This window comes from Hymenobacter sp. (assembly GCF_036388155.1).
Lineage (GTDB): Bacteria > Bacteroidota > Bacteroidia > Cytophagales > Hymenobacteraceae > Hymenobacter.
This window is the reverse complement of the sequence record NZ_DASVSI010000137.1, coordinates 19,691-33,292: the sequence shown is the minus strand read 5'-3', so window position 1 is coordinate 33,292 and position 13,602 is coordinate 19,691. Positions and strand designations below refer to the sequence as shown.

Below are 13,602 nucleotides of genomic sequence, written 5' to 3'. Positions count from 1 at the left end.
AGGGTGGGATTAAGGCATTCGTGGGAAGTTTAGCGCAGCTCGCTCACCAGCGTGGTCACGGAGCGCGGCGCAACTTGCAGCACCTGGCCCGCCGCCACGGCTGCCGCGGGCTTCAAGTCGCCGGTATCCGACGTGGTAAAGGACTGCGTGGCGCCTAGACGGCGGCCGGCCAGCTCCAGGCGCAGGTCCGCAGGAGCAGCGGCTTCATTGATGATGACCGTCACCAGCTGCTTGCCGTTGGCGCTGCGGTAGGCCGACACCAGCAGCGGAGTGGCGCCGGCCGGGGCGGCGGCAAACTCGGCGGCGACGCGCACGGCGCCGGGGCGCACGAAGCGGCTGTAGTTGCCCAGCGCCCACAGCATTTTGCTGGCGTAGAAGTTGCCGTCGGTCTTGTTTTTGTCGACATACACCAGGCCGTCCTTGTAGTTGTAGGCCGACACGGCCAGCCACCACTGCCAGGCCGTGGCGTTGGCCACCGCCAGGTCGTTGTGGATGGCGCGGGCCACGTACAAGGCCGGGGCCATGCCGAGGTCGCGCCGCCCCCCGTTTATTTCGCCCCCGTTATCCCCCAGTATGCAGTACTCTGACTGCCAGTAGCTCAGCTTGGGCACGGCGGCCACGCGGGCCGCTAGCTGCTGGCGGGTGGCCACGGCCTGGGCTTGTGGCGAGGTGGTGAAGTAGCTGTGCCCCGCGATGACGCGGGCCACCCGGGGAGTGCTGCCCAGGTAAGTTGGTGCGGCGGCATCGGCGAAGAAGGCGCTAATCTGGTCGCCCCGGCCGGGCTTGTCGGCGGTGGTGAAGAGGTAGTCGAGCTTGCCGGCTTCGGCCACCACAATCTGAGTGGGCAGCTTGCTGGCCACCAGGCTTGTGCTCAGGGCTTTGGTGATGCCCGCAATTTCGTCGTTCAGGAAAGGCGAGCCTTCCTGGCCGCCGTCGCTCCAGTCCCACTGCGGCTCGTTGACGGGGCTGAAGTAGTCGAAGGCGACGCCCGTGCTCTTGCGCACGCCTTCCACCACGCGGGCGCAGTAGTCGGCCAGAGCAGCGTAGCGCTCGGGCGCCAGGTTGGGCTGCTTGGCGCTGGCGAAGGCCTTGCCGTTGCGGGTGAGCGACACGGGCGGGCTGTTCAGAAAGGCGAGGAATTGCGGCACGCCCCGCTTCCGGGCCGCTTCCAGAAACCAGCGCTGCCCGGCCTGCCGGGTCCAGTCGTAGGTGCCGGCCGGGGTCAGGAACGACTCGGCGCGCCGCCACTCGTCTTTGATGCCGCTGGCGTCGCCCTGCTCGGCGCTGCCCGCCCCCACGTTGAAGCGCCACATCGACAGGCCAATGCCCTTGGGCTGCCCGCCGGGGCCGGCCTCGGTGCTGAACAGCAGGTCGGCAATGGCTTCCTTCTTGGCGGCGGGCCAGTTGCCCACAAACTGGCAGGCCCAGGCGTCGGAGGCGGCGAAGTTGGCAATGGTCTGGTGAGTTTTGGCGGCGTCGATGCGCACCGTGACGGGCGCGGGGGCCGCCTGGCCGCGGGCGCCACCGGCGGCCAGCAGCGTGGCGGCCAAAACCCAGCACGCGGCTAGTTGTAGGGCAATACGTTTTGTGAATATCATGAGTAAATGCGTCAATGAAAAACGCCCCGCCAAACCACCTGGCAAGGCAATTGGCGGGGCGTGGAAAGGAGTTAAAAGAGAAGAGTTAAAACGCCATGTAGCTCCTGAATTGCATGGCGTTTTAACTCTTCTCTTTTAACTCCTTTCCAACTAATACCCCGGGTTTTGCGTCACCGTGCCGCCCGAAAGCTGAATCTGGTTGGTCGGAATCGGGAACAGGTTGTTCTTGTCCGAAATCTGGTCCTTCACCTTGCCCTTGTCATAGGGGTCGGTGCTGGTGAGCTGGGAGGCGTTGAAGGCCTGCATCACGGCCACCAGGCGCTTTTGGCGCACGAGGTCGTAGTAGCGGTGGCCTTCCATGGCCAACTCCAGGCGGCGCTCCAGCCAGATGTCGCTGAGCAGCTGCGCGCCGCTGGAAGCGCGCGGCGGTACTGTGCCGGGCTGCAGGCGGTTGGCGCGGGCCCGCACCAGGTTGAGCGAAGCAAGTGCTTTCGCATCCTGGCCGAGCTTGGACGAGGCTTCGGCGTGGATGAGCAGCAGGTCGGCGTAGCGCAGCTCGATGCGGTTGAGGGGCGAGTGGTTGCCCTCGTTGGCGGGGCGGTCGGCCAGGGGCAGGAACATCTTGCGGCTGATGCGGCCCGACTCGTTCTCCGAGAGCTTGGTGTCGTAGCTCGAGTAGTCGAAGCTGGCCGTTTTGGGCCCCACGTTGTCGCCCTGCTTGATGATGGTCCACTTCAGCCGCGGGTCGTTTTCGCGCACAAAGGCTTGCTCCAGGTTGCTGGTGGGCGTGTTGAAGCCCCAGCCGCCGTCGGAGCGGCTGCGCATCACCACCGTCAGGTAGGTGCCCAGGTTGAAGGTTTGGTCGGCGTTGTAGTTCAGCTCGAAGATGGACTCCGGGCCGTTGGGGTTGTTCACGTTCCAGATGTTGCTGAACTCCCCGCTCAGGTTGTACTGGTTCGAGCCGATGACCAGCTCGGCGGCCTGCTGGGCCGGGGCCCACTGCTCGGTGTAGAGGTAGGCCTTGGCCAGGTAGGCGTTGGCGGCCCCTTTGGTGGCGCGGCCCTTGTCACCCGGAATGCGGGCGTTTTTCTCGGGCAGCGCGGCGGCGGCGTCCTTCAGGTCCTGAATAATCTGGGCGTAGCACTCCGCGGCCGAGGCGCGCGGGATGGCTACCGACTCGCTGGGCGACACCGGCTTGAGCACCAGCGGCACGCCGCCGTAGCCCTTCACCAGCTCGAAGTAGTTGTAGGCCCGAATGAACTTGGTTTCGCCGAGGAGCTGCTGCTTGAGGGCAGCGTCGATGGGCGCCTTCTCGATGCCGACCAGCGCGGCGTTGCAGTTGCCGATGGACTGGTAGATGTGGGTGTAGCGGTTGTCGAACCACTCGTTGTTCGGCAGCCAGAAGAAGCGGGCGAAGTCGCCGAACTCGCGCTGGTCGCCGGCAATGGCGTTGCCCTTCCAGGCATCGTCCGAACCGGCGTCGCCGAACATGCGGGTGCGGTCAATCTGCCACCAATCGGACTGGTCGGCCAGGGCGTAGCAGCCCATCACGGCCGCCTTGCACTCGTCGGCGTTGGTGTAGTAGTTGTCGGTGGTTTGCTGCCCTTGGGGCGGCTCGTCGAGGAAATCCTTGCACGACTGCAGGCCCAGGCTCAGGCCCAGCGCCAGGGTGAAAATCAGGTGTGACTTTTTCATGACTGCGGCGGGTGGGATGAATTAGAAGGAGATGTTGGCGCCCACCAGGTAGGTGCGGGTGGTGGGGTAGTTGCCTAGGTCCACGCCCCGGTTCAGGGCCGACGGCCCGTCCGTTGTGGGCGTGTAGGCGCGGCCGTAGCCGATTTCGGGGTCGAGGCCGCTGTAGTCGGTGAAGGTGAACAGGTTCTGGCCGCTCACGTAGAGGCGCAGGCTGCTCATGCGCAGGGCGCTGGCCACGTTTTTGCCGAAGGTGTAGCCGAGCTGCAGGTTGCGCAGGCGGGCGTAGGAGCCGTCTTCCACGTAGAAGTTGGAAAAGCGCGTCAGGTTCTGGTTGTTGTCGTTGGCCGTGATGCGGGGCACTTCGTTCGACGTGCCGGCGCCGCGCCAGGCCAGGTTTTCGAGGCCCGCGATTTTGTTGTAGTTGTAGCTGCCCGAGTACCACCAGCCCTTGCTGGCGTTCACCAGGTCGTTGCCCAGGCTGCCCACCAGCGAGGCCTGCAGGTCGAAGCCCTTGTAGCCGGTGGTCAGGTTCACGCCGAAGGTCAGGTCCGGGGTGGGGTTGCCGATGAACTTCTGGTCTTTGGCGTCAATCACGCCGTCGCCGTTCAGGTCCGAGAACTTGAAGTCGCCGGCCACCGCGTTGGGTTGAATGACTTTGCCGTCGGCGCTGCGGTAGCCGGCCACCTCGTCGGCGCTCTGGAAGAGGCCTTCGGTCTGGTAGCCGTAGAAGGCGCCCACGAAGCCGTCCTCCTCGGTCCGGGAGGGCCGGCCGAAAATCGGGGTGTTGCCCGAGAACAGGGCCTGGCCGTTGGCCAGTTTATCTACCTTGCTGATGGCGCGGGTGGCGTTCACGCTCAGGCCGTAGGTGAAGTCGCCGGCTTTCTCGTTGTAGCCCACCGTGAAGTCCAAACCGTTGGTTTTCATGCTCCCGATGTTGGTCACCGGGCTGGTGTAGCCGTAGCCGGCGTGGCCCGGAATGGCCTGGAACATGAGCATGTCGGTGGTGTTGCGGCGGAACACGTCGACCGTGGCAGTCAGCTTGTTCTGGAAAAAGCCGAAATCAACCCCGAGGTCGTAGTCTTCCACCGTTTCCCATTTCACGTCGGGGTTGGGCACGTTGCTCTGGATGACGGCCACCTGCGCCGTGCGGTCGTCGCCGGTCACGTAGTAGGTTTTGGCAAAGGTGCCAGTGTAGGCGGCGTTGGTCAGGCTGCTGATGTTCTGGTTGCCCACGCGGCCCCAGCTGGCGCGCAGCTTCAGGAAGTTCATGGGCTCGAACGACTTCAGGAATTCCTCGTCCGAAATCAGCCAGCCGGCCGACAGCGACGGGAACGTGCCCCAGCGGTTGCTGCTCGGAAACACCGAGGCGCCGTCGCGGCGCACGCTGGCCGAGAGCAAGTAGCGGCCCTTGAAATCGTAGGTCACGCGCCCGATGAGCGAGGCAATGGTGTTGGAAAAGTTGTTGCCGGTGGCGTTGTAGTTGGCCGTGGCCGCGTCGAGGTAGCGCAGGCTGGGGTCGTTGCTCGGGATGTTTTGGCCCGAGGCGTTTTGGGTGCGCCGGTTGAATTTCTCCAGCGTCACGGCGGCCAGGGCCGTGAAGTTGTGCTCGCCCAGCGTCTTGCTGTAAGTCAGCGTGTTGGTGTTGTTCCAGTAGATGTTCAGGTCGTGCTGCCGGGTCACGGTGTTCACCTGGCTGCGCTCGTTGGCGTCAATGGTGTAGAAAGGCGAAAACGCGTCGCGCTCGTAGAAATTGGTGTTGGTGCCGAAGCGCGTTTCCGCAATCAGGCCGGGAATGAACTCGTAGTTGGCGTACACGGTGCCCACCAGGAAGTACTGGTTGCGACGGTCGTCGTTGCGCTCCACCACGGCCAGCGGGTTGCCAATGTCCGTGGGCGAGGCGCCGTAATAGTCGTACGGGTTGCCCGAAGTTCCCGGCGCGCGGGGCACGGTGATGGGGTCGTTGTTGAACGCATCCCGAAACAGGGCCCCGTTGTTGAGGTAGTTCTGGTTGGTCATCGACAGGTTCAGGTCCTGCCCCACTTTGAGGTGCTTGGCGGCTTGGTACTGCGTTTTGAGGCGCAGCGAGAGGCGGTCGAAGTCGGTGCCGCGCACCAGCCCCCGCTCCTTGAAGTAGCTCACGCCGGTCGAATACACCACCTTGTCGGAGCCGCCCGATAGGCCCAGCGAGTAGTTTTGGGTGATGCCACGCTGGGCAATTTCCTTCCACCAGTCGGTGGTTTGGGTAAACGAGCTGGGGTCGGGGTACACGGCGGGCCGGCCCGAGTTAGTGGCCGCTAGGTTCATGATGCGGGCGTACTCGCTGGCCGACGCCATGTTGGGCAGCCGCGTGGGGGTCGACACGCCCGTGGTGGCGTCCGCGGTTATCACCGGCACGCTCCGGGAGCCTTCCTTGGTGGTGATGAGCACCACGCCGTTGGCGGCCCGCGAGCCGTAGATGGCGGCCGACGCCGCGTCCTTGAGCACCGTTAGGGTGGCGATGTCCTTCGGGTTGAGGTAGTTGATGTCATTCACGGGCAGGCCGTCTACCACATAAAGCGGGCTGTTGCCGTTGATGGTCGAGATGCCGCGAATGAGAATCTGGGGCGTGGAACCCGGCTCCGAGCCGGCCCCGACCACCGTCACGCCCGCCGCTTTGCCTTGCAGGGCCGAGCCCACGTCGCTCACCGTCAGCTTGGCCAGCTCCGCGCCCTGCACGGTGGTCACGGCGTTGGTCACGGTGCGCTTTTCCTGCGAGCCGTAGCCGATGACCACGGCCTCGCTCAGCTCCTGGGTGCTCACGGCCAGCTTCACGCTGAAGGACGTTTGCTCGCCCACGGCGATTTCCTGGCTGGTGTAGCCCACCGAGGAAATTACCAGCGTGGCCCCCGCGCTTCCGTCGGGAACAACCAGCGAGAAACCGCCTCGTTCGTCGGTCGTCGTGCCCACGGTCGTGCCTTTCAGCACGATGGTCACGCCGGGCATTCCGACGCCTTTTTCATCGAGCACCGTGCCTGTGATGGGCCGGTCGGCCACGGCGTGCCGCACGAACGTGGACCGGGCCGCCGGTCCCGTGCCGGCTGCGGCCGGAGCAGCCACCGCCAGCGGCAGTAGGGCCCCGCAGAGGAGAATAGATTTTGCTTGCATCAGCAAAGGAGTATGCAGCAAGCCGAAGCCTGCCTGGGTGGGAAATAGAAAAATCAGGACGAGGAGCCCGGCACCACGGGCCAGCAAAAGTGGCCGTCGAATGCACAGCTTGGCAGGAGATAAAAGTACTGGCTGCAAGCAGCCGGCACGGGTACTTTTTCAGGCAAAAAAGGGACAGAAACCTGTCTTTTCTGCTCTTACTTTAGCTAGGCGAACTCAACCAGTATTCCCGCAAACGATTTAGTAAGCAGCGCCCTGCTCAATTATTCCCCCTTCGCTGGGGGCCTACAGCGAAGCAGGGTCGCGCAACTCGTTCAGGATGGGATGGTCGAGGAAAGTGAGGGCCGTTTGCTGGGGCTTGAGCAGTTCGAGCACCGTGATGTCGTTGGCGCCTTTTTTCAGCCACTCGGCTGGCACGTACAGCGTTTGCTGCGGGCCGATGCCCCAGTAGCGGCCCAGGTTGTGCCCGTTCACCCACACGCTGCCTTTGCCCCAGGCGCGCAGGTCGAGGTAAGTATCGGTGGGCGTGCTCACCGTGAAGGTGGCCGAGCGCAGCACGGGCCCGCCAGCCCCCGGCGCGGCGGCTTTGGCCGCGGCCGGAGCTTGGTCGAAAGGCAAGCCGTACATGCGCCAGTTGCTCAGTTCACGCCCGTCGAGGGCCACGCTTTTGGTGATGCCTTTGGTGTTTTGGTGCAAGTATTCCCCGTAGTTGATGCGGCCCATGTTCTCCACCAGAATGTCGAGCTGCACTTGCCCGGCCGGCAAGGTCAGGCGCAGGCTGTCCTGCTTCAGGCGCCGGTCGAGGGTGCCCACCCGCTGGCCGTTCACCAGCACCACGGCGTAGTCGCGCACGTCCTGAACCTTGAGCGTCTTGGTGCCGCCGCCCGGCACGGTGGTGCGGTACAGCACAAAGCCGTACGCCTGTTTCAGCGCCTCGAAGGTGAGCGGCTTCGCGCTGGCCACGGGCTTGGGCAGCTGGTCGACCAGGCGGGTGGCGCGGGTGAGCTGCACCGCGGGCAGGGCCGCGCTGGGCTTGGCGGCGGGCACGGCGGGCAGCGGCTGGTTGGCCGGGCGGTATTTGGCAATTACCTGGCGGAAAGCCAGAAACTTGGGCGTGGCGTTGCCGGCTTCGTCGAGGGGCGCGTCGTAGTCGTAGCTGCTGATTTGGGGCTCGTAATTGGTGGTGCCGCCTTTGTAGTTGGCGCCGTTCATGAAGCCCCGGGTGCTGCCCCCGTGGAACATGTACATGTTGATGGACATGCCGGCGTTGAGCACCGAATCCAGGCCGGGCGTGTACTTGCTGGCGGGCACGGTGTGGTGCGGCTCGCCCCACCAGTCAAACCAGGCCGGGTACCACTCGGCCACGAAGTACGGGCCTTTGCCGCCATGGTTGGCGCGCACCAGCTGCCGGATTTGGCTGGGCTTGTCGGTGCCGTTCACGGCGGGCAGCAGGCCGGGCAGGTGGCCGCGGGCCACGTCGTTCACGGGGTCGCAGGTGTAGAGCAGCCCGTCGAAGCCCGCCTGTTCGAATAGCTTTTTGTTGAGGGCCAGGTAGTCTTTGTCGCTGCCGTAGGAACCGTACTCGTTTTCCACTTGTACCATAAGCACCGGCCCGCCGTGGTTGACTTGCAACGGCGCCAGCTGCTTACCCACCGCCTGCAGGTAGCGGCCGTAGGCGGCCACGTACTGCGGCTCCTGGCTGCGCACCTTCAGGCCGGGCACGTTCTGCAGCCAGTAGGGGTAGCCGCCGAATTCCCACTCGGCGCACACGTAGGGGCTGGGCCGCAGCACCACCCACAGGCCTTCTTCCTGCGCCATCTTCACGAAGGCGGCCACGTCGTGGTTGCCGCTGAAATCGTATTGGCCCGGCTGGGGCTCGTGCGCGTTCCAGAACACGTAGGTGCCCACGGTGTTCAGGCCCATGGCCTTGGCCATCTTGAGGCGCGCGCGCCAGGCCTCGCGCGGGATGCGCGGGTAGTGCAGCTCGCCCGATATCATCTGAAAGGGTTTGCCGTCGAGCAGAAACTGCTCGGGACCCAAGGCAAAGGTGTGGAGCGGCGCAGGAGCCGGCTTGGTGCTGGTGGGGCGGCCGGGGGTGGGCTTCGGCTTAGCGACGGGCGCCGGGGCGGCAAAGCCGACCAGGCTGCCAGCAAACCCGGCTGCCGCGAGCAGGCGGAGCAACCGGTGGAAGGACTGTTTATTTTGCATGAGCAAGAAGAGAAGGGTAAGGCTGCATGGTAGAGACTGCCCGGCACGTCCAATAAATGCCGCGTGCAGACGAGAACTTGTGTTACGAAGCAAAAGTAGGCGCCTCCCGGCGCAGCCCAAGGGCTCATTTTCCGTCAAAAAGCACCTCAAAATCGAATAAAGCCTCCTTCATGCAACTGGCAATGGGCCACTCTCTCGATTAATTCTACCTTAGATTAGTAATTGGAAGCCGCTGCTTCAGGTGGCTCTTAGTGCTTACTCACGTGTCGCTACTATCACGCTTTGGGGGGCTATGGGCTTGGGCCTCGTTGCTGCTGGCGCCGGCCGCCGGGGCGCAGAATGCCGCGCCCAGCGAGTTTCGGTTTGAGCACATTTCCGTCGACGAAGGCCTTTCGCACAGCGACGCCATGGCCGTGGCGCAGGACCGCGCCGGCTTCATCTGGATAGGCACCAACCGGGGCCTGAACCGCTACGATGGCTACGACCTGAAGCAGTACATGCTGCCCGTCAACCCGCGCAACGGCCTATCGAGCAACCGCATCACGGCCCTGCTGGTGGCCCCCGACCAGCGCCTGTGGGCGGGCGCCGAGCGCTCGGGGCTGAGCTTCTACGATGCTTCCCGCGATGCCTTCACCCGTCTCGACGGCCAAGCGCTACCCGCTGCTGCCCAATCGGCCGCCCGGCAACTGGCGGCAAGCGACGTGACGGCCCTGGTGGCCGATGCCCAGCGTCGCCTGTGGGTGGGCACCGCCCAGGATGGCCTTTTCGTGCTGAGCTTTGGCCCGCAGGGGGAGTTGTTGGCATTGCGCCAGCTGCCAGCTGCCGCGCCGGGGCGGCCTTCGTTGGCCCGCATTTCGGGCCTGGCCCACGACGCGGAGGGCAACCTGTGGGTGGGCTCGTTAGAAGCGGGCCTGGTGCTGGTGCGTGCCACTGTGCCGGGCTGGCCCGTGTTGCCTACCCCGCTGGCGGGCAGCCACGTGAGCGCGCTGCACCTCGACCGACGGGGCGATTTGTGGGTGGGCGCCGAGCACGCCATGTTCTGGGTATCGGCCGCCAGCCGGCGCACCCGCCAGGCGCTGGTGCCGCACGCGCTGCCGCACCGCTACTCCCGCATCCAGGCGCTGCACCTCGACTCGTATGGCCGGCTGTGGGCCGGTACGCTCCAGGGCCTGTACGTGTGGGAGGCCCGGACCGGAACCGCCAGCACGCCGCCGCTGCAGGCCACGCCCACCCGCTTTTTGCCCCGCGACGGGCAGCCCCACAGCATCAATTCGGAGCGGGTGCACCAGCTGCTCGAAGACAGCCACCAGGTGATGTGGCTCTGCGCATCGGCCGGCGGCCTCAACAAGGTGGACCTGCGGCAGCGGGCCTTTGGGCGCCTCCGCCACCAGCTCACGGGGCAGTCGGCGCTGAACAATGCGAACAACTACGTGAACGCCATTTACAAGGAAGAAGCGGCCAATACGCTGTGGTTTGGCTCGCGCAACGGCCTGACGGCCTATGACTTGAGCAGCCAAGCCTACCGCACCTACTTCAGCCAGCCCGCCGACACGGTGCGGGGCGTGGATGCGGCCACCCTCTTTCGAGCCGCCGATGGCACCCTCTGGATTGGCACCCGCGACCACGGCCTGCTGGCCCTGCGCCGGCCCGGCGGCCGCGAGCAGTTCACGACCTACCGCCGGCTCTCGGACGGCTTCGACCTGACCAGCACCAGCCTGGAGCACCTGGCCCAGGACGGGCAAGGCACGCTTTGGGTGGCCACGTTTTCAAAGGGCCTGCTGCGCCTAGGCCCCGACGGCAAGCTGCTGGGCCGCTACACCAAAGCCAGGACGCACCTGCCCACCGACCATTTCACGTACCTGCTCTACGATGCCCCGCGCAACGTACTCTGGGCCAGCACCCGCGACGCCGGCCTGCTGAAGCTGCGGCCCACCGCCGACTCGGTGCAGCTGCTGCAACAGTTCAGCTACGCGCCTGGCCGGCCCAACAGCTTGCCCGTCAACTACGTGTGGCCGCTGCTGCTGGGCGAGCAGGGCGCGCTCTGGATTGGCACGCTTGGGGGCGGGCTGCTCCAGCTCACCACCGATGCCCGGGGCCGCGACGCGGTGCAGTCCTTCAGCCAGTACCTGCCCGAAACCGACGTGGAAAGCCTGCTGCCCGACGACGCGGGCAACCTGTGGGTGGGCGGCACGGGCCTCTACCGCTTCACGCCGGCTACCCGCCGCTACCTGCGCTACGACGTGGCCGACGGCCTGCAAAGCAACTCGTTCAAGATTGGCGCGGCGGCCCGCGCGGCCGACGGCACGCTGTATTTTGGGGGCATCAACGGCATTACGTATTTTCAACCCGCCGCCATTCAGGCCAATCCGTTTCCGCCGGTGGTGCAGCTGACCGAGCTGCGCATTGCCAACCAGCCCGTGGCCGTGGGCCAGCCCTTCAACGGCCGGCGGGTGCTGGCGGGTCCGTTGTCGGAACCCCAGACGGTCACGATTAAGCCGGCCGAAAACGATTTTTCGGTGGATTTTGTGGCCCTCAACTACACGAACCCGGAGAAGGACCGTTACGCCTACCGCCTGCTGGGCTACAACGAGGAATGGGTATACCCCGGTCCCGGCCAGCGCACGGCTAGCTTCACCAACCTGCCGCCCGGCCGCTACACTCTGCAAGTAAAAGCCGACAACGGCGAGGGCGTGTGGGCGAAAACCCCGGCCACCATGGCGTTTGAGGTGCTGGCGCCGTGGTACAAAACGTGGTGGGCCTACCTGCTTTACGCCGCTGCCCTACTGGGCGCGGTGGCCCTGTACCGGCACTTCGAAATGGCCCAGCAGGCGCTGCGCAACAGGCTTAAGCTGGAGCAGTTTCAGACCGAAAAGGAGAAGGAATTGACCCACCTCAAGCTGAGCTTTTTCACCAACGTGAGCCACGAGCTGCGCACCCCACTCACGCTGATACTCGGGCCGATGGAGGAAATTATTGGGGCGCACGGACCCGTGAGCGGGCTGCGCGACAAGGTGTTGCTCATGCACAAGCAAACGCGCAAGCTGCTCGACCTTGTGAACCAACTGCTCGACTTCCGCAAGGTGGAAACGGGCAACGTGCCGCTGCGCGCCAGCTCCGGCAACGCGGTGCAGTTCATGGCCGACATCTTCCAGGTGTTCCAGCAAAAGGCCGAGGAGCGCCGCCTCATCTACACGCTCGATGTGCCCGCCGAGCCGGTGCTGCTGTACTTCGACCGCAGCAAGCTGGAAATCATCCTCACCAACCTGCTGGCCAATGCCCTGAAGTACACGCCCGAGGGCGGCCAGCTCACCCTTGCGGCCACGGTGGTGGGCAGCCCCGGCGGCGAGGCCGTGTTCCAAAATGGCCAGCTGACGGGCAATTTTCTGGACATAACCGTGGTGGATACGGGCGTGGGAATTCAGGCCGCGGAGCTGGCGCACATTTTCGACCCCTACTACCAAGCCTCCCACACCGACACCCTGCGCATGACGGGCACGGGCATCGGCCTCTCGCTGGTGCGGCAGTTTGCCGAGCGCCACCGGGGCAATGTTGAGGTAGAAAGCGAGGTAGGTGCGGGCACCACGTTTCGGTTGCGGCTGCCTTTCGGCCAGGCCCACCTGCTGCCCGGCGACCTACTGCCCGAAGCCGAGCCACAGGATGTTGCCGAAGCCGCTTACGAGCTTGCCCCCGCCGCGCTGGGCCTCACCAACGAGCCACTGACCCTGGCGACCCTGCCGCGCCTGCTGGTGGTGGAAGACAACAACGAGGTAAGCCAGTACCTGCAGCAGCTCTTCGCCCCCGACTTCGAGGTGACGGCCGCCGCCGACGGCCTCGAAGGCTGGGAAAAAGCCCTCGTCCACCTGCCCGACCTCGTGATTTCGGACGTGATGATGCCGCGCAGCGACGGGCTGGAGCTGTGCCGCAAGCTCAAGCAGCACCCCAAAACGGCCCACATCCCGTTGTTGCTGCTCACGGCCCGCACCGCGGCCCTGCACGAGGTCGAGGGCTTCGACCTTGGGGCCGACGACTACGTCAGCAAGCCCTTCAACCCACTGGTGCTGCAAGCCAAAGTGGCGGCGCTGCTGCGCAACCGCGTCAAGCTGCGCGAGTACTACCAGCGCCAGATACTGCTCGAACCGACGGAGGTGGTCATCGCCGATGCGGACCGTACCTTCTTGGAGCAGGCCATGCGCGCCGTGGAGCAACACCTGGAAGACCCCGCGTTTGGCGTGCAGGTACTGGCCAGCGACTTGTGCTTGAGTGATTCGACGCTCTATCGGCGCATCAAGCACATCACCGGGCAAACCACCGTCGAATTCATCCGCGACGTGCGCATGAAGCGGGCAGCGCAGCTGCTCACCCGCGGGCAATTGCGCATTTCGGAGGTGGCCTTTCAGGTGGGGGTGGAAAACGTGAAGTATTTCCGCAAAACCTTTCAAAAAATCTATGGCATGGCCCCTTCGGAGTATGCCCGGCAGCACCGCCCGGACCAGGGCACCACCATGCTCCTCGATGCTGATGCGCTGGAAATAGATTCCTGACCAGGCCCAAAGTCACCCTACCTAAGTTCAAACAGGGGTAATCATTTACAAGAGATGGCTGCTGTAGCCCGCAATACAAGCCGGTCTTGCAGATAATAGTGTTTACTTACCAGTCCCAGTAACCAAACCCCTACTAAGGTCCGATAACTCCTCCTTATCGTTACTAAGGGTGGTAGGAACATGATTCCGACAGTGCAATTTACTTTTTGGACCCTTCTCTTGAACAAGCTGTATCATTGGGCACGACCAATTGCTGCTGGCGCCTTTGCTTCAGCCTTTTCCTCTTTGGTAATGTTCTATGGGCTCACTGGGCAGCGGCGGTCGGAAAGCCCGCGCCACGCTGGAATTTTCAAGCATCGGCCAACACGTTCTCTGAGGAGGCCCTGCGCTAATCTAAAAAAGGTCACCCGGCTCGA

Annotated in this window: 5 protein-coding genes; 1 reads left to right on the top strand and 4 read right to left on the bottom strand. The window is 64.5% G+C overall.

Annotated elements, in window-relative coordinates; genetic code table 11:
- Window positions 1-29: 29 nt before the first annotated feature.
- The 4 genes from VF629_RS18945 to VF629_RS18930 form a co-directional block, all read right to left on the bottom strand.
- Window positions 30-1,598: a glycoside hydrolase gene (locus VF629_RS18945; protein ID WP_331060071.1), complete on the bottom strand. Its 1,569-nt coding sequence runs from the start codon at window positions 1,596-1,598 to the stop codon at window positions 30-32.
- Window positions 1,599-1,748: 150 nt separating this feature from the next.
- Window positions 1,749-3,293, bottom strand: coding sequence for a RagB/SusD family nutrient uptake outer membrane protein (locus tag VF629_RS18940; RefSeq protein ID WP_331060070.1), 1,545 nt, complete (start codon window positions 3,291-3,293; stop codon window positions 1,749-1,751).
- Between the two features lie 21 nt (window positions 3,294-3,314).
- A complete protein-coding gene (locus VF629_RS18935) occupies window positions 3,315-6,437 on the bottom strand; it encodes a TonB-dependent receptor (RefSeq protein ID WP_331060069.1) in 3,123 nt (1,040 codons plus the stop codon).
- Window positions 6,438-6,722: 285 nt separating this feature from the next.
- Entirely contained in the window at window positions 6,723-8,645 is a 1,923-nt protein-coding gene (locus VF629_RS18930; RefSeq protein WP_331060068.1) for a glycoside hydrolase family 35 protein, read from the bottom strand.
- 263 nt (window positions 8,646-8,908) lie between these two features.
- Between VF629_RS18930 and VF629_RS18925 the strand changes: the two genes are divergently transcribed.
- A complete protein-coding gene (locus VF629_RS18925; protein WP_331060067.1) occupies window positions 8,909-13,186 on the top strand; it encodes a two-component regulator propeller domain-containing protein in 4,278 nt (1,425 codons plus the stop codon).
- Window positions 13,187-13,602: the final 416 nt, after the last annotated feature.